At 44.0% G+C, this 22,912-nt stretch carries 15 protein-coding genes and 2 tRNA genes; 13 read left to right on the top strand and 4 right to left on the bottom strand.

What is annotated here, in order from left to right; all coding sequences use genetic code 11:
* Positions 1 to 76: 76 nt before the first annotated feature.
* A complete protein-coding gene (gene trxB / locus Q4549_RS07130) occupies positions 77 to 1,033 on the bottom strand; it encodes a thioredoxin-disulfide reductase (protein ID WP_137674745.1) in 957 nt (318 codons plus the stop codon).
* A gap of 419 nt (positions 1,034 to 1,452) precedes the next feature.
* On the opposite strand from trxB, the gene lrp reads away from it, so the two are divergent.
* From lrp to serS, 5 genes are all read left to right on the top strand, one after another.
* Entirely contained in the window at positions 1,453 to 1,941 is a 489-nt protein-coding gene (gene lrp, locus Q4549_RS07125; RefSeq protein ID WP_040306996.1) for a leucine-responsive transcriptional regulator Lrp, read from the top strand.
* A 143-nt stretch (positions 1,942 to 2,084) separates the two neighbouring features.
* Positions 2,085 to 4,592, top strand: a complete 2,508-nt coding sequence (locus tag Q4549_RS07120; RefSeq protein WP_303551300.1) for a DNA translocase FtsK — start codon at positions 2,085 to 2,087, stop codon at positions 4,590 to 4,592.
* 9 nt (positions 4,593 to 4,601) lie between these two features.
* Positions 4,602 to 5,207, top strand: a complete 606-nt coding sequence (lolA, locus tag Q4549_RS07115; RefSeq protein WP_303515573.1) for an outer membrane lipoprotein chaperone LolA — start codon at positions 4,602 to 4,604, stop codon at positions 5,205 to 5,207.
* Complete coding sequence (locus Q4549_RS07110; protein ID WP_303551126.1) at positions 5,207 to 6,523, top strand: replication-associated recombination protein A; 1,317 nt, start codon at positions 5,207 to 5,209, stop codon at positions 6,521 to 6,523. Before lolA ends, Q4549_RS07110 begins: the two co-directional genes overlap by 1 nt.
* Positions 6,524 to 6,708: 185 nt before the next feature.
* Positions 6,709 to 7,998, top strand: coding sequence for a serine--tRNA ligase (serS, locus tag Q4549_RS07105; protein WP_303551128.1), 1,290 nt, complete (start codon positions 6,709 to 6,711; stop codon positions 7,996 to 7,998).
* A 58-nt stretch (positions 7,999 to 8,056) separates the two neighbouring features.
* On the opposite strand, the gene Q4549_RS07100 is transcribed toward serS, so the two are convergent.
* From Q4549_RS07100 to Q4549_RS07090, 3 genes are read right to left on the bottom strand one after another with little or no spacing between them, the layout of a single operon-like run.
* Positions 8,057 to 8,386: a TusE/DsrC/DsvC family sulfur relay protein gene (locus Q4549_RS07100; protein WP_137674750.1), complete on the bottom strand. Its 330-nt coding sequence runs from the start codon at positions 8,384 to 8,386 to the stop codon at positions 8,057 to 8,059.
* A gap of 41 nt (positions 8,387 to 8,427) precedes the next feature.
* The gene (locus tag Q4549_RS07095) at positions 8,428 to 10,497 is read right to left on the bottom strand and encodes an FUSC family membrane protein (protein ID WP_303551129.1); all 2,070 of its coding nucleotides are present in this window, start codon (positions 10,495 to 10,497) and stop codon (positions 8,428 to 8,430) included.
* A gap of 52 nt (positions 10,498 to 10,549) precedes the next feature.
* Positions 10,550 to 11,215: a Bax inhibitor-1/YccA family protein gene (locus tag Q4549_RS07090; RefSeq protein ID WP_137674752.1), complete on the bottom strand. Its 666-nt coding sequence runs from the start codon at positions 11,213 to 11,215 to the stop codon at positions 10,550 to 10,552.
* Positions 11,216 to 11,518: 303 nt separating this feature from the next.
* Here Q4549_RS07090 and Q4549_RS07085 point away from each other — a divergent pair, with 303 nt between their 5' ends.
* The 8 genes from Q4549_RS07085 (at position 11,519) to Q4549_RS07050 (ending at position 22,910) form a co-directional block, all read left to right on the top strand.
* Positions 11,519 to 12,439 (top strand): manganese-dependent inorganic pyrophosphatase, encoded by a 921-nt coding sequence (locus Q4549_RS07085; RefSeq protein WP_303515561.1) that lies wholly within the window; start codon positions 11,519 to 11,521, stop codon positions 12,437 to 12,439.
* A 510-nt stretch (positions 12,440 to 12,949) separates the two neighbouring features.
* Positions 12,950 to 17,596, top strand: coding sequence for a glutamate synthase large subunit (gltB, locus tag Q4549_RS07080; RefSeq protein WP_303551132.1), 4,647 nt, complete (start codon positions 12,950 to 12,952; stop codon positions 17,594 to 17,596).
* Positions 17,597 to 17,605: 9 nt separating this feature from the next.
* Positions 17,606 to 19,096, top strand: coding sequence for a glutamate synthase subunit beta (locus tag Q4549_RS07075; RefSeq protein ID WP_303551135.1), 1,491 nt, complete (start codon positions 17,606 to 17,608; stop codon positions 19,094 to 19,096).
* Positions 19,097 to 19,250: 154 nt separating this feature from the next.
* Positions 19,251 to 19,341: transfer RNA gene (locus Q4549_RS07070), tRNA-Ser, on the top strand.
* 254 nt (positions 19,342 to 19,595) lie between these two features.
* On the top strand, positions 19,596 to 20,240 hold the full coding sequence (gene uvrY, locus Q4549_RS07065; protein WP_303515555.1) for a UvrY/SirA/GacA family response regulator transcription factor: 645 nt from the start codon (positions 19,596 to 19,598) through the stop codon (positions 20,238 to 20,240).
* Positions 20,241 to 20,242: 2 nt separating this feature from the next.
* Positions 20,243 to 22,075, top strand: coding sequence for an excinuclease ABC subunit UvrC (uvrC, locus tag Q4549_RS07060; protein WP_303551138.1), 1,833 nt, complete (start codon positions 20,243 to 20,245; stop codon positions 22,073 to 22,075).
* A 43-nt stretch (positions 22,076 to 22,118) separates the two neighbouring features.
* Positions 22,119 to 22,670, top strand: coding sequence for a CDP-diacylglycerol--glycerol-3-phosphate 3-phosphatidyltransferase (gene pgsA, locus Q4549_RS07055; protein ID WP_201798767.1), 552 nt, complete (start codon positions 22,119 to 22,121; stop codon positions 22,668 to 22,670).
* Positions 22,671 to 22,837: 167 nt separating this feature from the next.
* Positions 22,838 to 22,910 (top strand) — tRNA-Gly (locus tag Q4549_RS07050).
* The last annotated feature ends 2 nt before the right edge of the window (positions 22,911 to 22,912 follow it).

Genomic DNA, 22,912 nt, shown 5'->3' with positions numbered 1-22,912 from the left:
TATCAGCAAAATCAAAGTGAATAGGCAATAAAAAGCCGGCATTGAGGCCGGCTTTAGATTGACGCAGGTGGTAACTCTAGTCGTTTAGGCTATCTAAGTAACGCTCAGCATCTAAGGCAGCCATACAGCCAGCGCCAGCAGAGGTAATTGCTTGACGGTAAATGTGGTCTGCAACATCACCAGCGGCATAGATCCCCGGAATACTGGTTTGAGTTGCATTGCCCTCGGTACCAGATTGTATGGTTAAGTAACCATCTTTCATTGCTAATTGGCCTTCAAAAATGCCAGTGTTAGGTTGGTGACCGATGGCAATGAATGCGCCCATAACGTCGATATCTTGAGTGGTGTCGTCGTTTACGTTTCGCACGCGAACACCAGTTACGCCCATTTCGTCACCCAGTACTTCATCCAATGTTTGGTTTAAATGAAGAACAATATTGCCGTTTGCCACCTTGTCCATTAAGCGTTTAGTAAGGATTTTTTCACTACGGAACTCTTCGCGGCGGTGAATAAGGTGAACTTCTGAAGCGATATTTGAAAGATATAGGGCTTCTTCAACAGCAGTGTTACCGCCACCCACAACAGCTACTTTTTGGTTGCGGTAGAAAAATCCATCACAGGTTGCACAAGCCGATACACCTTTACCTTTAAATGCTTCTTCTGATGGAAGCCCCAAGTACTTAGCGGAAGCGCCTGTAGCGATAATTAGAGCGTCGCAGGTATATTCAGCGCTGTCGCCTTTAAGCTTATATGGTTTCTCTTTAAAATCGACTTCGTTGATGTGGTCAAACACAATTTCAGTTTCAAATTTTTCAGCATGAGCTTGCATCCGTTCCATTAACGCTGGACCGGTTAATCCCTCGGCATCGCCAGGCCAGTTTTCAACTTCTGTGGTCGTGGTTAGCTGGCCACCTTGTTGAATGCCTGTGATAAGAACAGGGCTAAGGTTTGCTCGGGCAGCGTAAACCGCTGCAGTGTAACCCGCAGGGCCTGAACCGAGAATGATTAGTTTATGATGTTTCGCGTTGCTCATGATTGTTTCAATTCCTTAAAGTCCTTGCTTGGTATATGAGGGTATAAAACTCAATATCAAGCATCAAAATATGAAAAACTTGCGGTCTACACAGGCAAGCCAATTTGTTGGATACAGCATAATCGTCTTCGTTAATCCCAACAAATAATAAAACTTTATATGGATATGCGTATTTATCTAGCCTTTAATTCGGCTTTTTACTTGATAGTCTGGGCATTTTGTGGAATAAATAATGCTCGGGGATAAAACAAAAGTTTAGAAAAATCTGTTCGCTTGGGTTTTAGCTCTGCATCTCGCTTGTAATGACTTATTTATGTGTGAAGGGATACCCACATAGTTTATGCAGTGACAACCAGTAATAATGCATAAAAAGTCAGCTCAACTTGGTGTACTTAGGGACAACAATCGTATCACCACTAATGGAAGCAAAAGGTCGACCAATGAAGGAACTGGATCGTATTGATCGCAACATACTTAATGAGTTGCAAAAAGATGGCCGCATATCAAATGTGGAACTTTCAAAACGCGTAGGTTTAAGCCCTACACCTTGTCTAGAAAGGGTTAGACGCCTGGAGCGCCAAGGTTACATTACCGGTTACACCGCAATTTTAAATCCTCAGTATTTAGACGCTTCACTGTTGGTTTTTGTTGAAATCACGTTGAATCGTGGTGCGCCAGATGTATTTGAACAATTTAACCATGCAGTGCAGCAGCTTGAAGAAATTCAAGAATGTCACTTAGTATCTGGTGATTTTGACTACCTATTAAAGACTCGCGTAGCGGATATGTCTGCTTATCGTAAGTTGTTAGGCGAAACTCTTCTTCGTTTGCCTGGTGTAAACGACACGCGTACTTACGTTGTTATGGAAGAAGTGAAGCAGAGTAATCGACTAGTTATCAAAAACTAACGGAGTCGTTTCCCCCTCCAATTCATTTTTGATAAAGTTAAACAAGCGGCTAATGCCGCTTGTTTTGTTTTTAACCAAACAGAACATTTATTGGATATTTTTAGTTCAAGGGAACGCTTGTGACAGATCTTACAGACAACAGATTGTCTGGCTTTGCTCGTATTGCGGAAGTATGCGCTATCGCAATGGGCGCTTTAGGTGTTTACCTAATGGTAGCCTTATTAACATTTAATCCTAGTGATCCGAGTTGGTCGCAAACAGCAGTTGAACAATCCATTGCTAATGCAGCTGGCAGTTCTGGTGCTTGGTTTGCCGATTTACTGCTATTTAGTTTTGGCTTTATGGCTTATAGCGTTCCTTTGATAAGTGGTTTTTTAGCTTGGGCTTTATTTTGGCGACCCTGTCCGGTTGCCCAACTCAATTTCTTTACTCTAGGTTTAAGGGTTATTGGGTTTGTTTTCACTTTCGCGAGTTTAACCACTTTAGCGAGCATTCATATTGATGATTTTTTCTTTTTTTCTTCAGGAGGCTTAGTGGGAGATATTTTCACTCAGCTAATGATCCCAGTGTTTGGTTTGTTAGGCACTAGTATTATTTTGTTAGCAGTATTTGCCGGTGGTGTAACCTTATTTACCGGCGTATCTTGGATTCAGTTTGTTGAGCAACTGGGCAGTCTTTTAAACGCAGCCTATAGTGGCCTGGTATCTTTGCCCGAGCGAATGCGGAATAAGAAACAACGCGAATTAGAGCAAGATGTATTAATGCGCGACTTTGAACCAGAAGCAAAAGCTGAAGAAAGCACTGAATTGCCAGAGCCAAATATGGAGTCTGATATTCATTTGCAAACTGATTTTGTAGATGAACAGCAGCCCTCTTTACAAGAAAAATTAGATGCGGAGCCTGTAGTGGGCTCACAAGTGATTGAACCGAGCTTTTCAATAGACAGTTCATTTGAGGAAGAGTTATCTCAAGCTAAAGAAGATATTGAGTTTGCCTTTGAAGACGAAAGTGTAGACCCACCAAGCGTGATTCTTGACCAAACACCACCAGAGCCAATGCCTGATATCCCCTTTGAAGGTGGCTCAATGCCCGCTAAGGCGAAAACTGTCGCACCCAGTCAGCCACAAACTCCGGCTGCAGCAGCTCAACCTCGATTAAGCAGACTACCCGATATGAATTTATTGGATAGGCCAGACAAAAAGCAAAACCCGATTTCTCAAGAAGAGTTAGAACAAGTTTCTCGTTTAGTCGAAGCCAAATTACTGGATTTTAATATTCAAGCATCGGTAGTAGCAGTGCACCCTGGCCCAGTAATTACCCGTTTTGAATTGGATTTAGCGCCTGGAGTAAAAGTAAGCAAAATCACCAATTTGTCTAAAGATTTAGCGCGAGCTTTATCGGCAATTAGTGTGCGTGTGGTTGAGGTTATTCCCGGTAAGTCAGTGATAGGTTTAGAACTGCCAAATCGCTTCAGAGAAATAGTTTACTTAAGCGAAGTGGTAGATAGCCCAGTATTTCATCAGGCTAAATCGCCACTCACTATGGTGTTAGGTAAAGATATTGCCGGTCAACCTGTAGTGGTCGATCTTGCCAAAATGCCGCACTTGTTAGTGGCTGGTACAACAGGCTCGGGTAAGTCTGTTGGGGTAAACGTAATGATCGTGAGCCTACTTTATAAATCTACCCCCGAAGATGTTCGCTTGATCATGATTGACCCTAAAATGTTGGAGTTGTCGGTTTATGAAGGCATTCCTCATTTGCTGTCTGAAGTAGTTACAGACATGAAAGAGGCGGCTAACGCACTGCGCTGGTGTGTGGGTGAAATGGAACGACGCTACAAATTAATGTCAGCACTCGGCGTACGTAACCTAAAAGGCTATAACCAAAAAGTGTTGGATGCCATGGCATCGGGTAATCCTATTGTCGATCCTCTGTGGAAGCCAGAAGACAGCATGGCAGAAATTGCGCCTACCTTAGAAAAGCTACCGCATATTGTGGTGGTGATTGATGAATTTGCCGACATGATGATGATTGTAGGCAAAAAGGTAGAAGAACTGATAGCACGTATTGCGCAAAAAGCCCGTGCTGCAGGTATTCACTTAGTCTTGGCAACACAGCGTCCTTCGGTTGATGTGATTACGGGTTTGATTAAAGCCAACATTCCTACACGAATGGCATTCCAAGTTTCTAGTCGTATCGATTCTCGAACCATCTTGGACCAACAAGGAGCTGAAACCTTACTGGGTATGGGCGATATGTTGTACTTGCCAGCGGGTACCGGTGTTCCAACACGTGTGCATGGTGCATTTGTAGACGATCACGAAGTTCACGCAGTGGTTTCAGCCTGGAAAGAACGCGGCGAACCCGATTACATTGATGAGATATTAAACGGCGAAGCTGGCCCAGATGCAATGCTACCTGGCGAAGTCGCTGAATCCGACGAAGAATTAGATGCTTTATTTGACCAAGCGGTAATGCACGTAACCGAAACTCGCCGCGGCTCTGTTTCTGGAGTACAACGTAAGTTTAAAATTGGTTATAACCGCGCGGCGCGTATCGTTGAACAAATGGAAGTTCAAGGCATTGTGAGTGCCCCAGGGCACAACGGCAATCGAGAAGTGATTGCACCACCTCCTGTTCGAATTGATTAAAGAGATAAGATGAAAACATTAGTAAGTATTGCTTTCGCTGCATTGGTATCAGGCCAGGCTGTAGCGGCTGACGCCGCTGCGGAATTAAAACAACACCTTGCAGACTTGCAGGGCTTTCAAGCACAGTTTAAACAAACGGTGATAGATGCCGACGGTGTTAATATTCACGAGGCAGAAGGTAAACTTAGCTTAGCAAGGCCTGCCAAACTTAACTGGCAACAAGTGATGCCAGAGCAAGATATGATTGTGTCGGACGGTTCAACTATTTGGTATTACAGCCCGTTTGTTGAGCAGGTTACCATCATGGATGCGGGTGAAGCGATTAATCAATCGCCCTTTATTTTGCTAGCAGACGATCGTAAAGAGAGTTGGCAGAACTATCAGGTAGAAAAGTTAGAGCAGGGTTATTTAGTTAAATCTAAACAAGATCCAATGCAAGCTGCGTTTTGGGTGAAACTAAATGCCGATAGCAGTATTTCGCGTTTCGACATCATTGAAAGTACCGGCCAGCGCAGTGAATTTACATTAGACAGTTTTAAAGCTAACCCAAAGTTTGATAGCAAACTGTTTCAATTCGATATTCCGGCAAATACAATGATTGACGACCAACGCTAATGAGTTTGGAGTTAAACTTTGAGGCCGATTTTCGGCCTCTAGCAGCAAGAATGCGCCCTACAGAATTAGCGCATTACGTTGGCCAGCAGCACATTTTAGCGGCTGATCAACCTTTGTATAAAGCAGTATCAAGTGGCCAGCTACATTCAATGATTTTATGGGGGCCGCCTGGCACCGGTAAAACCACTATTGCTGAGCTAGCTGCGCATTATGCTGACGCAGAAGTCGAAAAAATTTCTGCCGTAACTGGTGGCATTAAAGAAGTTCGGGCTGCTATTGAGCGGGCTCAACAAAATCAGCAAGTAAGCCGCCGCACTATATTGTTTGTTGATGAAGTACATCGCTTCAACAAAAGCCAACAAGATGCATTTTTACCATATGTAGAAAATGGCACCGTTATTTTTGTGGGTGCAACAACCGAAAACCCCTCCTTTGAGCTTAACAACGCTTTATTGTCGCGGGCAAAAACCTATGTATTACGCTCACTAGATAGCGCGGCAATTATGCAGCTGCTAGATCGTGCGATTAACGATGACTCACTTCTAAAGCAACAAAATCTGCACTTCGAAGATGGTGTGCTTGAGGCCTTAGCTGGCTTAGTGAGCGGCGACGCGCGTCGTGCACTCAATCTGCTTGAGATGATGTCTGAGCTGGCTGAAGTAGATGCGAAAGGTAAGTACTTAAGCTTTAGTCTGCTTAAGCAAGTGGCTGGAGAGCGTTATAGCCATATCGATAAAGGAGGCGACAAGTTTTATGATTTGTTGTCGGCTTTACATAAATCAATTCGTGGCTCATCGCCAGATGCTGCCTTGTATTGGTATAGCCGTATTTTAGAAGCCAGTGGCGACCCTTTATCGGTTGCGCGTCGCTGCTTAGCAATTGCCTCAGAGGATGTGGGAAATGCCGATCCTCGCGCGATGCAAATTGCGGTTAGTGCATGGGACTGCTTTACTCGAGTAGGCGCTGCAGAAGGTGAACGTGCGATTGCTCAAGCGGTGGTTTATTTGGCTTGCGCACCTAAAAGCAACGCGGTGTATACCGCATTTAAAGCCGCCCGTGTTGCAGCCAGGGAATACGGCGATGCAGAAGTGCCAGTACATTTACGTAACGCACCCACAAAATTGATGGCAGAGCTAGGGTATGGGGCAGAGTATCGTTATTCACACGACGAACCCAATGCTTATTCGGCTGGTCAACAATACCTGCCAGACGCCTTACACGGTAGCCAATTTTACTATCCACAACCGCGCGGTTTAGAAAAACAGATAGCTGAAAAACTGAGTTATTTACATAATCTCGACCAGCAAGCCAAATAAGCACTCACTTATTCAAAGTAATTCGCCTATATTGCGCGATCTAGTCGAAAGCTAGATTGTGTCTGTAGGTAGTTGCTCTATAATAAGCGAGTTTTGTAAAGCAAACATTTAGCAATACCTTACTAGGCGTTATTTGGCTGGGTATTGTGATTAATTATCAAATTGAATTGGAAGTAGGTTATTGAATGTTAGACGCTAATTTGTTGCGCGGCGAAATAGACACCACCGCTGAGCGCTTAAAGACTCGTGGATTTGAACTTGATGTAGCTCGATTGACTGAATTAGAAAGTCGTCGTAAAGAACTACAAGTTCGCACCCAAGAACTACAAAATGAGCGTAACACCCGTTCCAAATCAATCGGTCAGGCCAAAGGCCGTGGCGAAGATATTGCTCCGTTACTTGCCGAAGTAGGCCAATTAGGTGAGAAGCTCGACGCCGCGAAAGGTGAGCTAAACGCGTTACTGGAAGAAATTAAAGATTATTCTTTAACGCTACCTAACTTACCTCATCCAAGTGCGCCAATAGGCAAAGACGAAGACGAGAACGTAGAGTTGCATACTTGGGGGGAACTACCGAGTTTTGATTTTGACGTTAAAGATCACGTTGATGTAGGTACTGACTTACAAGGTTTAGATTTTGCCAACGCGGTAAAGATTAGTGGTTCACGCTTTATCGTAATGAAAGGCAAAATTGCTAGGTTACACCGTGCCATTGCTCAGTTCATGCTAGATACCCATACCGAAGAACATGGTTACCAAGAGATGTACGTGCCTTACTTGGTTAACTCTGATTCTTTGTATGGCACGGGTCAAATGCCTAAATTTGGTAAAGACTTATTTCATACTCAGCCGGCAACCGAAGAAGGTATTGGCATGAGTTTGATTCCAACGGCCGAAGTACCGCTCACTAATATGCTGCGTGATAGCATCGTAGATGAAACTGAGTTGCCCATTCGTATGACTGCTCATACTCCGTGTTTTCGCAGTGAAGCGGGATCTTACGGGCGAGATACTCGCGGTTTAATTCGCCAACACCAATTCGATAAAGTTGAAATGGTGCAGCTGGTTCACCCTGAGAAATCATACGACGCCTTGGAAGAAATGCGTCAACATGCGGAAAATATTCTTCAGAAACTTGAATTGCCATACCGGGTAGTTACTTTGTGTACCGGCGATATGGGCTTTGGCGCGACTAAGACCTATGACTTAGAAGTATGGGTACCGGCGCAAGATGCTTACCGAGAAATTTCTTCAGTATCTAACTGTGAAGACTTCCAATCGCGCCGTATGCAAGCGCGTTTTCGACCAACCGGCGCTAAAAAACCAGAGTTGTTACACTCATTAAATGGTTCTGGTTTAGCAGTCGGCCGTACCTTGGTGGCTATTTTAGAGAACTACCAAAATGCTGATGGCAGTATTCGTATTCCAGACGTCCTGCAACCTTACATGGGCGGAGTAGAGCTTATTTCTGCTTAGCACTAACTAATAAAAGAGTATTAAAAAAGCGCCTTAAGGCGCTTTTTTGTTATTTAACTTAGATACATTTAACTGGTTTAGGTAGGCCAGCTACTTTGGTTGCTTGTTTGGCCGGGCCTTCTGGAAACAGCTTATATAAGTATCGACTATTGCCTTTTTCTGGGCCAAACTTTTTGGCCATGGCTTTAACTAGCGCCCGCATGGCTGGTGAGGTATTAAACTCCAGATAGAAATTTCGAACAAAGTGAACCACTTCCCAATGGGCTTCATTCATTTCAATGTTTTCTAGTTCAGCAATATGAGCGGCTAGCGCTTCTGTCCATACCTCTAACTCAAGTAAGTAGCCGTTTTTATCGGTAGGGTATTGTTTGCCGTTAAATTCAATCATGCCAGTGTTTGGTGCCTTATTAGCCTGTTATCACGGCTAGTTTACCACTTACCATTAAGCAATAACTGTCGAATTTTCTTTAAGTCTTTACCGATGAGCTGTAGCTGGTAAGCAATCAATAGTTCGTTGCCAACTAATTGAGGCAATAGTTGGTTAATGGCGCGCATTAAAGCCTCATGCTGCAGGCTTAAACTTGGCCTTTGCTCCGATTTTAGCAACAGGTAATCGTGCATTAAACACAGCTCGTTTTGAATGGTCTCGCCTAGACTCGCTAAGCGTTCAGCAGCATGGCTAGATTGCAGCTGATTACGATGCGTAGAGAGGGCAGACAGGTGAGACAGCAAATGATGGCTTAAACCTACCAGTTGATACAAATCAGGTGATAATCGCTGCTTAGCACTGGGTTCTGCCAGCATATGTTGCCAATGGCGAACCAGTTCGGCTTCGCTTTGATAGGCGTGGTAGCGGCTTAAGCGAAAGGCCGTTGACTCATCGGTAGCTTGAGAGAAATACTGCTCGAATATGGCTTGCTGATACTTAGCAATATTGGCAAATAACTGGCTAATAATTTTGCGGCTTTGCTTATGTTGCCAATCGGGCCACAGATAACGCATCGCTGTCATTGCCATTACCGCCCCAAGAATAGTGACAAAGGTTCTTACCATTAACGCTTCGTTTGCGGGATAGCCCTGTATGTCTAAAGACATGGCTACAAACACAGTAATAACAGCCACTGAGATAGCATAGTTAAAATGGAAGAACAAAAAGAACAGCAATATAAAGCCTGGGAGCAATGCTATAAGAATGATCTCAGGAAGAGCTAAATAACTGAGTCCTGCTGCAAGCACAACACCCACGATAGTGCCATAAACTCGTTTGTCTACTCGCTTTTTAGTATCGTGATAATTCGGCTTAACTACTAATAAACAACTTAGCATCAACCAGTAGGCGTGTTCATCTCCCGAGAGCTGAATTAAGCCATAAGCGGCTAACATAATGGTAGCCATTCTTAAGGCATGGCGGTTTATGGAGAGTGTAAAGTCGAAAGCTTGCTGCAAATATTGTTTTATTGAAATAGAACTAAAAGGTGAAAAGCTTTGTTCTGGTTCAGGAAAGTGCTGCTCATGAAAGCATAGAGCGGTGACTTTCTTTAAGTTTTTGAGCATGTAGGCAAAGCGCGGTGGCACATCTTTTAAATTAGCTCGGTTTTGCTCAAGAGTATCAATTGCATAGTTAAGTTCTTGTTCTATTTCTGGCGGGGTTTGTCTTGCACCAATAACCCGGGCGATTTTAACTAATATAGTTCTCGTTTCAGCGAGCAATGTTCTTGGAAGAACCTTTTGCAAACGTTCGTAATCTAAATGGGACGAACTTAAGCGCTCATGCAGTAACTGGGCTTTAAAAAATCGGTCCATTTGGCTTGAGCCAACTTGCTGTTTGTTACGCTGTTGGTGCACATACAAGCCGTGGCGTATAACGCCTAGCTGCTCTGCAATATCAGCGCTTTGGGCTGTTAGCTTAACTTGAATGTCGTTGATATTAGCTGCGCGTTGAAATAGCCGGGTTTTAGTTAATTGGTACAAACTGATTTGGCGAAATACATTGTCCAGCTGTTTGTCTACCCAGCGGGTAGGGTAAAGGGCGTTAATAACCAGCGAGAGTAGCGCATAACTAAGTGCACCAATCACTAACCAAAGTGGTTGCACCCAAGGGTTTGCATAGGTGGAATACCCAAGCATGGTGTAAATGGCAATAATCAAGGAACAAAGAGAGATAGAACCATATTTTTGCCCAAGCACCGGCATGCGCATAAACAAGTAACATGAACTAAATAAACCAACAGCGAACAACCACGGCCAAGGGAACAATAGAGTGACCGATACAGTCGCTAAGGTAAAACTGGTTACCATTAAGGCTGTGCTTTGCAGGCGTTGCTGATAGAAGTCGGGGCTGTCGGCTAATCCCGCAGCCACAATACCGAGAGTGGCAGTAAGTGCGAGATCTACGTCTAGCAGCAAGCCTAGGCTTAATACTAACGTAGCTAAACCAGCAGCTTTTAACGCTACAGTCCAGTTAAGTGCAGATGAATCAATTTTTAACGTTAGTGCCATAAATGAAAACGCCCTGCAAAGGCAGGGCGTATTTATCCTTTACCAATCTGGCTTAGTCGTCGTTCAAGAAACCTAAGATATGTAATAAGTGTACGAAAATATTAAATATATTCAAGTACATAGAGATAGTTGCTCGAATGTAGTTGGTTTCGGTACCGTTTAAGATGTTGCTGGTATCGTAAAGAATAAAACCAGAGAACAACATTACCGCTGCACCACTAATGGCTAGGCTAAGCATTGGTATTTGTAAGAACAAGTTAAGTAACATGCTCACTACAACCACAATTAAACCCGCCATTAAAAAGCCGCTCATAAATGAGAAGTCTTTTTTGGTGGTGAGTACATAGCCAGACAAGCCGAAGAAAATAAGACCTGTCATACCTAAGGCTTGCATCACAATGGCTGGGCCTTGTGGAAACTGTAGGTAAGCGCTAAGCAATGGACCCAACGAGGCACCCATTAAGGTTGTAAATACAAATGTCCAAACAAGCCCCATCGAAGAATTGATGCTGCGAGGTAAGACGAAGAATACGATGATCATAGCGGCAACCATCATACCAATAGACGCCATGTGACCAATACCGGCGACTACTGCAAAGAAAGCTGCAATTGCACTGGTAAACAAGGTCATCGATAGTAAAGCGTATGTATTACGCAATACCTTATTTGTTTCCAGTTTCGATGCAGCGCTATAGTTTATCGTGCTAGGCTGATTCATTATTTCACTCCGTTCAGGCTGAGTTAGTTGGTTAGTTTATATAAACCGAAATTGTAGTATAACCAGTTTTTAACTAAAAAAAATCAAATCCGCCATCTAAAAATGCTGGTAGCGTCACCAATTCATCACAGATAAATTTAATAAAGCACTCAAAGACTTAGCTTTTTGAATGTTTGTCAGTGCAAAATCACCTTACCTTATACTAATGCGAGTGTTGCACTCGGTTTCACATAGCCCTATGATCAGCGCATTAACAGGGCAGTTTGCCTCAACCCTTCAACGATTAAGTGAGACGGATAACAGATGTTAGTTTTAGGACACACTAATCCAGACTGCGATAGTATTGCTGGTGCAATATCTTTAGCAGAGTTATTAACTAAGCAAGGTACACCTGCTACTGCTATTGCTCAGGGCGAACCAAACCCTGAAGCACAATTTCTTTTAGATAAAATCGGCTTTCAAGCGCCAGAAGTTCGCACCGAGATTGCCGGTGAAGATGTATGGTTAATTGATTACTCTGATTGGGGCCAAGCACCTAAAGATGCTAAAAAAGCCAATATTCGCGGTATTGTTGATCATCATAAACTCGGCGACATTACTACTGCTGAGCCAGTAGAGTGTTGGATCCGCCCAGTGGGCTGTAGCTGTACCATTGTTTATAGCATGTACCAAGCCTCGAACATTACACCAAGTAAAGAAGCGGCAACGCTAATGCTTGGTGCTATTTTGAGCGACACGGTTAAGTTTAACTCGCCTACATTTACTCCTGTAGATCGCGAAGCTGCAGAAGCCTTAGCGAAATTGGCCGGCGTAGCCGATATTAATGCCTTCGCTGATGAGCAGTTTGCTGCTAAGTCAGATGTCGCATCAGTGCCTGCATCAGAGTTGGTGCTTCGCGACCAAAAGGTTTACGAGATTAACGGTAAGCAATTTGCTATCGCTCAGCTTGAGTTAACCTCGGTTGCACCGGTATTGGCGCGCTTAGATGAGTTAGAAACAGAATTAGTGGCGCTTAAACAAGCTCATAACTACCACACCGCATTAGTATTGCTTACTGATATCACTACATTAAATTCTACTGGTTTAATCTGTAGTGATGAAGCCGCATTGGTGGCGTCTACTTTAGGTGGAAGCATTGATGGCTCCATTATTGATTTACCTGGCGTAGTTAGCCGTAAGAAGCAGGTGATGCCGCCCTTACAGCGTGAGTTTGACGCCAGTTAAACACTCACCCTTGTACAAAAAACCAGCCAATTTAGGCTGGTTTTTTTGTGTTTGTTGATCGCTAAATTAATTTTCTAACTTTGAGTTTCGTTTTCAGTAACTCGCGTGCTGATTTTAGTTTACAAATTACGTTATTTAATTACTTTTTAAACAGTATTTACTGTTATTATCGTCACTTAATGAATTTTTCTGCAAAAAATGTGAGAAAAAACTCGTTTATTTAGTCTCTTAGGCGTTTTTGTAAAAAAAAATCACACTTAATTTCAAGTCAAGTCTGAAATTCTCATTATATCTGTGATAGCATTTCCGTTACTTTCGTGACGAATGGACTAGCTCCTGCGTTATTGAATGCTGTTGTTTTGGAGGTTGTAAGGATAATCTACTGATAAAGACGATTATTCACACATCATCGAGAGCTGATGTGGCTCCTCTTTAAATGAAAATACTATTGATGTTCAAGGTCTTGTCGGTCTGAATAACATCAATATAGCAGTAAATAGGAATTACTGGATGACAAACATAACTCAACACAATAAGAGCCTTTATAGGCCTGAATTCGAACACGATAGCTGTGGTATCGGATTTGTTGCCCACTTAAAAGGGCGTAAAAGTCATGATGTGATCGAAAACGCATTAACCATGCTTACTTGCATGGAGCATCGTGGTGGTACAGGTTGTGACGTCGATAGTGGAGACGGCGCAGGTATCCTCATTCAGCTTCCTCATGAGTTTTTTAACGAAGAAGCGACAAAACTAGGTTTCAGCTTACCTAACCCAGGTGAGTATGGCGTGGGCATGGTTTACTTCCCGCGTGATGAAGCTATTCGTCGCGAATGTCGCGAAATATTAAACCGAAACATTGAGAAACTAGGCTTAACCTTATTAGGTTACCGCGTAGTGCCAAAAGACAACTCAAGTTTGGGTCAGGCCTCAGTTGATAATGAGCCGCAAATTGAGCAAGTCTTTATTGCGCGCCCATCTGATCTAGACCAACAGATTTTTGAACGTAAGTTATTTGTTTTACGTAAATACACGCTGCACATTGCTGATGCAACGGTTGCTGGTGTAAACGAAAGCTTTTACATGGCGTCGATGTCGTCGCGCACTATTGTCTATAAAGGGCAGTTAACAACCGCGCAAGTACGTAAATACTATTTAGACTTACAAGATCCACGTGTAGTGTCGGCAATTGCCATGTTCCACTCGCGTTTCTCTACTAATACCTTCCCAGCTTGGCGTTTAGCACAGCCTTTCCGTTACATTGCCCACAATGGCGAAATTAACACGGTTAAAGGTAACGTAAACTGGATGCGTGCCCGCGAATCGCTGCTTGCAAGTGTAAACTTCAGCAAAGAAGAACTGGATATGATTAATCCAGTGTGTGATATCACGCGTTCTGACTCAGCCAACCTAGACATGTGTGTAGAGTTACTGGTGTTAAGTGGTCGCCCACTTGAGCAAGTAATGATGATGGTTGTGCCAGAAGCATGGCAAACTCAAGACGATATGGACCCTGTGAAGCGTGCCTTCTACGAGTACTATTCGTGCATGATGGAACCATGGGACGGCCCAGCTTCAATTTCATTTACCAATGGTAAAGTGATTGGCGCAACTTTAGACCGTAACGGACTACGTCCTTCTCGTTACCTTGTTACCGATGATGGCCTAGTTGTCATGGGTTCAGAAACAGGTGCCTTAGTTGTAGACCAATCTAAAGTGGTTCAAAAAGGGCGCTTGCAGCCAGGTAAAATCTTTATTGCAGACCTAGAACAAGGTCGCATTATTGCTGACGATGAAGTTAAACACACTGTGTGTTCTAGTCAGCCATACGGCAAGTGGGTAGAAGAGAATAAGATTGTTCTTGATGACCTGCCTTTACCCGAAGGTTACGACCGTTTTGCTACGCAGCACAGCCTAGAAAAACGTCAAAAAGCTTTTGGTTACAGCCAAGAAGATATTAATGCCGTTCTTAAGCCAATGGTTGGAACGTCTAAAGAACCATTAGGTGCAATGGGTACAGATACGCCATTGGCGATTTTGTCTGACAAAAATCCGCATCTATCACATTACTTTAAGCAGTTGTTCGCTCAAGTAACTAACCCGCCAATCGACCCAATTCGTGAAGAAATGGTGATGTCGCTACGTACTTACGTAGGCGCGGACTTAAACTTACTTGAAGAAACACCACTGCATTGTCGTAAAGTAGAAATCAAGCAGCCAGTATTAACCAACGAACAGTTGGCTAAGCTACGTAGCATTGATCATAACCATTTCCAAGCAGCGACTATTTCTACTACTTTCCAAGCCACTGGCGCGGAAAATGAATTAGAAAAAGCAATCGACCGTATTTGTCGTCATGCTAAAGACGCTGTAGATGACGGATTCTCAATCCTTATTTTGAGTGACCGTCGAGTAGATAGCGACCATGCTGCAGTACCATCGGTATTGGCCACAGCCGCTGTTCACCACTACTTAATCCGCGAAGGTATCCGTGCTCACGCAGACTTGATTGTTGAATCAGGCGACATTCGTGAAACGCATCACCTAGCCACTGTATTAGGTTACGGCGCAGCGGCGGTAAACCCATATCTAGCCATTGAAACACTGCTAGACATGCGTGACCAAGCCATTATTGATAGCAGCATGTCTAACGATGATGTGATATCGCGTTACAGTAATGCAGTAAATAGTGGCTTGTTAAAAATCTTCTCGAAAATGGGTATCTCTACACTTCAGTCATACCAAGGCGCGCAAATCTTTGAAGCGCTGGGTATTAACTCTGATGTGGTTAAGAAATACTTTACAGGCACAGTAACTCGTATCGAAGGTTTAAGCCTGGATGGAATTGCCACTGAAGCTTTAAATCGTCACCGCGAAGGTTTCCCTGCGGATGATAACCCGTTTAATGACTTGATTCTTAAAACTGGTGGTGATTACGCTTGGCGTCAAGATGGCGAACGCCATTTGTTTAACCCAACGACTATCCGTTTGCTGCAAAACGCTTCATCTACTAATGACTACAAGGTATTTAAAGAATACGCAGCCAATGTAGATAACCAAGCGAAAGAAGCCTTTACACTACGTGGCTTACTGAAGTTTAAAACTGACCGCGAAAGTGTACCTCTAGAAGAAGTTGAATCAGCTGACAAGATCCTAAAGCGTTTCGCTACAGGTGCAATGAGCTTTGGTTCAATCTCTTGGGAAGCTCACACTACCTTGGCAATTGCCATGAACCGCATTGGCGGTAAGAGTAACTCTGGTGAGGGTGGTGAAGACCCAATTCGCTTCAAGCCAATGGAAAATGGCGACTCAATGATCTCTAAGATCAAACAGGTTGCTTCTGGTCGCTTTGGTGTAACCAGCCATTACTTAGCGAATGCTGAAGAATTACAGATCAAAATGGCGCAAGGCGCTAAGCCTGGTGAAGGTGGTCAACTACCTGGTGATAAGGTAGATGCATGGATTGGTAAAACACGTGGCTCAACGCCGGGTGTAGGTCTAATTTCACCACCGCCACACCACGACATTTACTCAATCGAAGATTTAGCTCAGCTAATCTACGATTTGAAAAATGCCAACCGCGACGCACGTATTAACGTTAAGTTAGTATCAGAAGCGGGCGTAGGTACAATTGCATCGGGTGTATGTAAAGGTTACGCCGATGTAGTGCTTATTGCTGGTTATGATGGTGGTACCGGTGCTTCTCCACTTAGCTCAATTAAACACGCAGGTTTGCCGTGGGAGCTGGGTCTAGCAGAAACACACCAAACCCTTATTCAAAATAAACTGCGTAGCCGTATTACAGTGCAAGCTGATGGCCAACTTAAAACACCACGCGATTTAGCAGTAGCTACCTTGTTAGGTGCTGAAGAGTGGGGCGTGGCAACCGCTGCACTAGTGGTTGAAGGTTGTACCATGATGCGTAAGTGTCACTTGAACACTTGTCCGGTAGGTATTGCTACTCAAGACCGTCGTTTACGTGAGCGTTACGCGGGTCAAGTTGACCACGTTGTTAACTTCTTCCAAATGATGGTTGAAGGTTTACGCGAAATTATGGCTGAACTTGGCTTCCGTACCATCAACGAGATGGTAGGCCAGAGCCAATGTTTAACGCCTCGCACCGACGTTGACCACTGGAAATACAAAGGCGTAGATTTATCGCCAATCTTGTATAAAGCTGACGATAGCGGAAACGAGACGCTTTACTGTAGCCAAGAGCAAAAACACTTAATTCACGACATTGTTGACCGTCGATTAATTAAAGATGCTGCTGCTGCGCTAGAGTCTGGAGAGAAAGTTTCTTTAAGCTCTGAAATCATCAATACCGACCGAAGTGTGGGTACTATGTTGTCGAACGAGATATCTAAACGCTACGGCGCTGAAGGTCTACCTGCAGATACCATTAACGTTAAATTTAGCGGTAGTGCAGGACAAAGCTTCGGCACGTTTGCGGCTACAGGTATCAAGTTTGAACTTGAAGGTGATGCCAACGATTACTTCGGTAAAGGCTTATCTGGCGCCAAATTGGTGGTTTACCCAGATTCAAGTGCACCGTTTGAAGCGCGCAAAAACATCATTGTAGGTAACGTAGCCTTCTTTGGTGGTACAGCGGGTGAAGCATACATTCGCGGTATTGCTGGTGAACGTTTCTGTGTTCGTAACTCAGGTGTTACTGCCATTGTAGAAGGTGTTGGCGACCACGGTTGTGAATACATGACCGGTGGTAAAGCGGTTATTCTTGGTGAAACTGGCCGTAACTTCGCTGCTGGTATGTCTGGCGGTGTGGCTTACGTATTAGACCGCAGCAAGCAGTTCGCTTCTCGCTGTAACATGGAAATGGTGAGACTTGGTGGCATCGAAGATGCAGCTGAAGCCGCCGAGTTAAAAGCCCTAATCGAGAACCACTTAGCTCACACTGGCTCAGATGTAGCCAAAGAGTTGTTGGAAGATTGGGACAATGCGCTAAGTCTGTTTGTTCGTGTAATGCCTACTGATTATGAACGTATGCAAAATTACATGAAAGACGCTAAAGCTACTGGTGAATATGAAACGGATTACGATGTAGCAGTTGCTGCATTCGATATGCACCTTGATAGCGTTGCGCAAGCGAAAAAAGCCAAGGCTGAACAAGCCAAACAGAAAGCTGAAGCGGTTTAGGAGAGAGACATGGCAAATCCAACTGGATTTATGGAAATAGACAGGAAGCTATCGACAGACCGCGACCCAGCAGAGCGTTTGATAGATTGGCTAGAAGTTAAAACGCCTATGAGCGAGGAAGCGGTTAAAGACCAAGCTTCGCGCTGTATGGATTGCGGGATCCCATTTTGTCATTCAGGTGACTCAGCTTACGCCCCGCGCGTAGCTGGGTGTCCGATTAACAACTTGATCCCTGAGTGGAATGACTTGGTTTACCGTGGTCGCTGGAAAGATGCCATCGACCGTTTACACAAAACCAATAACTTCCCTGAGTTTACGGGGCGAGTATGTCCAGCTCCTTGTGAAGATTCTTGTGTATTGGGGATTAACGCTCCACCAGTAACCATTAAGAGCCAAGAAGTAAACATTATTGAGCGCGCGTTTAAAGAAGGTTGGGTTAAGCCTAACATTCCTAAAAAACGCAGCGGTAAAACAGTTGCTATCGTGGGCTCAGGCCCAGCTGGCTTAGCTGCAGCGGCGCAATTGAATTCTGCTGGTCACACGGTAACGGTATTTGAACGAGCAGATCGCATTGGTGGCTTATTAATGTACGGTATTCCGAACATGAAGCTGCAAAAAGAGATTGTTCAGCGTCGTGTCGACATCATGCGTGAAGAAGGCATTATCTTTAAAACCTCTGTTGAGATTGGCAAAGATATTTCAATTACTCGCTTAAACGATGATTTTGATGCCTTACTGCTGGCAACTGGTGCAACGGTACCTCGTGACTTACCAGTTGAAGGTCGCAAGCTTAACGGTGTTCATTTTGCGATGGAGTTCTTAGGTAAAAATACTAAGAGCTTGCTAGATAGCAACCTAGAAGACGGTCGTTACATTAGCGCTAAAGATAAGCACGTTGTGGTTATTGGTGGTGGTGATACAGGTACTGACTGTGTGGGTACATCTCTACGTCACGGCTGTAAAAACGTGATGCAGTTAGAGATTATGCCTCAGCCTCCACAAGAGCGTGCTCAAGATAACCCTTGGCCTGAGTTTAAACGCACGTTGAAGCGTGATTACGGTCAAGACGAAGCTATTGCTATTCAAGGCGAAGATCCTCGTCGTTACCTAGTAATGACGCAGAAAATGGCTGGTGATGAACAAGGTAATGTTACTGAAGTTCATACTACCAAGATCAACTGGGCTAAAAACGCCAATGGTCAAATGATTCCTGAGCCAGTAAAAGGCAGCGAAGAAGTTATTAAAGCTGACTTAGTATTATTGGCAATGGGCTTTATGGGACCTGAAGCCGGCATTATTGATGAGTTAGGCGTAGAAAAAGACGCTCGCTCAAATGCTAAAGCAGCTTACGATGAATATGCCACTAGCGTTAAAGGCGTATTTGCTGCGGGTGATGCTCGCCGTGGTCAAAGCTTGATTGTTTGGGCAATTAACGAAGGTCGTGGTGCTGCACAAGCAGTAGACACCTTCTTAATGGGTAAAAGCTACCTGCCTAAGTAAGTCGCCTTAAAAGATTAAAAACCCAGCTTTGGCTGGGTTTTTTTATAAGCAAAATTTGTTTGCTAAATGTGCACTTGGCATGCTCTTGTCAAAAAACCTTAAAAAGACAGTTTACAAGCCCAAGATAGGGGGGTAATATGCGCCCCGTTGCTGCGGAGGGGTGGCAGAGTGGTCGAATGCACCGGTCTTGAAAACCGGCAAGGGTTAATAGCCCTTCGAGAGTTCAAATCTCTCCTCCTCCGCCATATTAAACGAAAAGCGCTGACTAATGAGTCGGCGCTTTTTGTTTTCCGCTTAGCTAAATCCAATCCAGTATAACTGATAAATTGCTAGTTTATTGCGCAACCTGCCAATAAACACGGTTCTAATCTAAACTTATAAAGCTTAATCCTTTAAATTCTTATCTTGATGGGATATAACATTTGCTGCGCAGGCAACACTCCGTCTGCCAACCCGCCCAATTAGTAGATTGATGTTTTAGTTACAGCGGAGAGAACGCTTGATAAACGTATTTCTGGTTGACGATCATGAGCTAGTGCGTACAGGGATCCGTCGCATTTTAGAAGACGTTCGAGGATTTAAAGTTGTTGGTGAAGCTGAAAGTGGCGAGAAAGCCGTTCAGTGGTGCAGAAGCAATCAAGCCAACGTTATCCTAATGGATATGAACATGCCCGGGATCGGTGGCTTGGAAGCTACCCGTAAAATTTTACGTTACGATCCAGATGCCAAGATTATTGTATTAACCATACACACCGAAAACCCGTTTCCTACCAAGGTAATGCAGGCAGGTGCGTGTGGCTATTTAACCAAGAGCGCAGCCCCAGACGAAATGCTACAGGCCATTCGTGCAGTTAATGTTGGTCAGCGTTACTTATCACCTGAGATCGCTCAGCAAATGGCGCTAAGCCAATTTAATCCAGCAGAAGACAATCCGTTTCAAAGTTTATCTGAACGAGAGTTGCAGATAATGCTAATGATTACCAAAGGCGAAAAGGTCACGGATATATCAGAGCAACTTAGTCTTAGCCCTAAAACGGTTAATTCATACCGCTATCGCTTGTTTAGCAAGCTCGATATTAGCGGCGATGTAGAGCTAACGCATTTAGCCATTCGCCACGGTATGATTGATACTGACAAATTGTAATTTTGGCTGACAAAAACACGCCATTCGACAGTAAGGCTTTTCTCAACCAAGTCTCAGAAGCTAGCGGCATTTACATGATGTTCAATGCCGCTAACGACGTGATCTATGTTGGTAAAGCTAAGTCACTCAAAAAACGCTTAAGTAGTTACTTTAGAAAAAATGTTGATAGCAATAAAACCCGCGCGTTAGTGTCGAATATTGCCAATATCGAAGTAACGGTTACTCATACTGAAACCGAAGCGTTAATCCTCGAACACAACCTGATTAAAAAGTATTTACCCAAATACAACGTATTGCTTAGGGATGACAAATCGTATCCTTATATCTTAATCAGTAATCATAAACATCCGCGTATCTCGATGCACCGCGGCGCTAAACGCACCAAGGGTGACTACTTTGGACCTTATCCTAATGGCAATGCGGTGCGCGAAAGTCTGCACTTAATGCAGAAATTATTCCCTATTCGTCAATGCAGTGATAGCGAATATGCCAATCGTCAACGGCCATGTTTGCAATATCAACTCAAGCGTTGCTCAGCACCTTGTGTTAATTTTATTTCAGAGCCTGACTACCAGCAGCAGGTCGATCTTGCGAGCATGTTTTTAAAAGGTAAAAGCCAGCAGGTGATTAATCAGCTGGTTGATAAAATGTCAGCTGCTAGCGATAACCTGAATTTTGAGGCTGCGGCAGGCTTTAGAGACCAAATTCAAGCCATGCGGAAGGTGCAAGAGCAGCAGTTTGTTAGCGGCAATACCGAACATAGTGACGTACTTGGCTTTGCCTTTAGAAACGGTATTGCAGTGGTTCATTTATTACTTATTCGTGATGGCCAAGTGCTGGGTAGTCGTTCCTACTACCCTAAAGTGCCAAAACAAGCAGAGTTGCCAGAAGTATTACGAAGCTTTGTGATGCAGTATTATTTTTCTGAACAGCGCAAAGGTAACCAGCCTAATGAGGTATTGCTCCCTGACGTTGAAGGCGATTGGCCTGAGATTGAAGCGGCGATAGAATCCGAACTAGGTACGAAGGTAAAACTCACTTCACCTAAGCGTGGCGAAAAACTCCGTTTTGTGGCTTTGGCCAATACCAATGCGGAGAACGCTCTACTCACTAAGCTTAACCAAGAAGCGACTATTCATCATAGAGTGACCGAGTTAGAGAGCTTGCTTGAACAAGATAAGCCGATAAAACGGATGGAGTGTTTTGATATCAGTCATACCCAAGGTGAACGTACCGTGGCGTCTTGTGTGGTATTTGATAGGCAGGGGCCTAACAAATCAGAGTATCGGCGTTTCAATATTGAAGGTATTACCGGCGGAGATGATTATGCGGCTATGGCACAAGCCCTAAAAAGGCGTTATCAAAAAGCCCAATTGGCTGAAAAGATCCCCGACGTATTGTTTATTGATGGTGGGAAAGGGCAGTTATCCGCGGCATTTTCCAGTATTGAACCTTTAAATCTCGATCCGATGCCATTGTTGGTAGGTGTCGCTAAAGGTGTAACACGTAAACCTGGCTTAGAAACATTGCTAATTGGTAAGGCAATGACTGAGATTCATCTACCGAGTGACTCAGCTGCTCTGCATTTAATTCAACATATTCGTGATGAAAGCCACCGCTTCGCGATAACAGGTCATCGAAATAGGCGCGACAAAGCACGTAAAACCAGTGTGCTTGAAGATATTCCAGGTATAGGGGCTAAACGTAGGCAAACGTTGCTTACCCATTTAGGTGGAATGCAACAAATGAAAAACGCCAGCGTAGACGAATTGAAAAAAGTTCCCGGAATTAGCCCGACTTTAGCGCAAAAGATTTTTGATACGTTGCATCACTAGGCAAGATTAGGCAACATAGCGGCAGTAGTTTTATAAATGAAAAATAATGATAAATATTCCAAATTTACTAACCGCGTTTAGAATTGTATTAATTCCATTTTTCGTCTTAGCTTTTTACCTTCCTGTAGAGTGGGGCATGCTTGCTGCTGCATTCATTTTTGGTTTAGCAGCTGCAACAGATTATTTAGATGGATACCTAGCGCGTCGCCTAGGCCAAACCACTCCGTTTGGCGCGTTTTTAGATCCCGTAGCCGATAAAGCCATGGTGGTTGCTGCCTTGGTGCTATTGGTTGAGCATTACCAAACATTTTGGATTACCGTGCCTGCGGTGATAATGATTTCTCGCGAGATCATAATTTCAGCTCTAAGAGAGTGGATGGCTGAGTTAGGTAAACGCTCAAGCGTAGCCGTGTCTTGGATTGGCAAATACAAAACAGCTGCGCAAATGGCAGCTATTACCGGCCTTACTGCACAAATTGATCCGCTGGTTACCCAAGCAAGTTATGGCTTGTTTTATGTCGCAACCATATTAACGTTATGGTCGATGGTCAGTTATTTAATGCTGGCATGGCCACAATTAAAGCAGAATGGCTAATAAATCGCAGCTTTAGTCTAAAAATCCAACGAACAGTACGAAACTTGCTAAAAGACAGTTGACGTAAGGATTCTGGCCGCTAAAATGCACAGCACATTCAGCGGCAACGCTGGAGTGTTGAAAAGCTGAACTTGACTAGTTATCTAATTAGCAAGCAAAGCAAAGAAGCGGCACTAGCTCAGTTGGTAGAGCGCAACCTTGCCAAGGTTGAGGTCATCAGTTCGAACCTGATGTGCCGCTCC

The sequence above is a fragment of the Agarivorans sp. 2_MG-2023 genome, from assembly GCF_030548085.1.
In the GTDB taxonomy this organism is placed as follows: Bacteria; Pseudomonadota; Gammaproteobacteria; order Enterobacterales; family Celerinatantimonadaceae; genus Agarivorans.
Note: the sequence above shows the minus strand (reverse complement) of the source record. Positions and strands in the feature narration are given on the sequence as shown.

What these genes read in the sequence shown, in the direction of transcription:
- trxB (WP_137674745.1), bottom strand. Translation starts at nt 1,033, where the DNA reads ATGAGCAACGCGAAACATCATAAACTAATCATTCTCGGTTCAGGCCCT.
- lrp (WP_040306996.1), top strand. Translation starts at nt 1,453, where the DNA reads ATGGAAGCAAAAGGTCGACCAATGAAGGAACTGGATCGTATTGATCGC.
- lolA (WP_303515573.1), top strand. Translation starts at nt 4,602, where the DNA reads ATGAAAACATTAGTAAGTATTGCTTTCGCTGCATTGGTATCAGGCCAG.
- Q4549_RS07110 (WP_303551126.1), top strand. Translation starts at nt 5,207, where the DNA reads ATGAGTTTGGAGTTAAACTTTGAGGCCGATTTTCGGCCTCTAGCAGCA.
- serS (WP_303551128.1), top strand. Translation starts at nt 6,709, where the DNA reads ATGTTAGACGCTAATTTGTTGCGCGGCGAAATAGACACCACCGCTGAG.
- Q4549_RS07100 (WP_137674750.1), bottom strand. Translation starts at nt 8,386, where the DNA reads ATGATTGAATTTAACGGCAAACAATACCCTACCGATAAAAACGGCTAC.
- Q4549_RS07095 (WP_303551129.1), bottom strand. Translation starts at nt 10,497, where the DNA reads ATGGCACTAACGTTAAAAATTGATTCATCTGCACTTAACTGGACTGTA.
- Q4549_RS07090 (WP_137674752.1), bottom strand. Translation starts at nt 11,215, where the DNA reads ATGAATCAGCCTAGCACGATAAACTATAGCGCTGCATCGAAACTGGAA.
- Q4549_RS07085 (WP_303515561.1), top strand. Translation starts at nt 11,519, where the DNA reads ATGTTAGTTTTAGGACACACTAATCCAGACTGCGATAGTATTGCTGGT.
- gltB (WP_303551132.1), top strand. Translation starts at nt 12,950, where the DNA reads ATGACAAACATAACTCAACACAATAAGAGCCTTTATAGGCCTGAATTC.
- Q4549_RS07075 (WP_303551135.1), top strand. Translation starts at nt 17,606, where the DNA reads ATGGCAAATCCAACTGGATTTATGGAAATAGACAGGAAGCTATCGACA.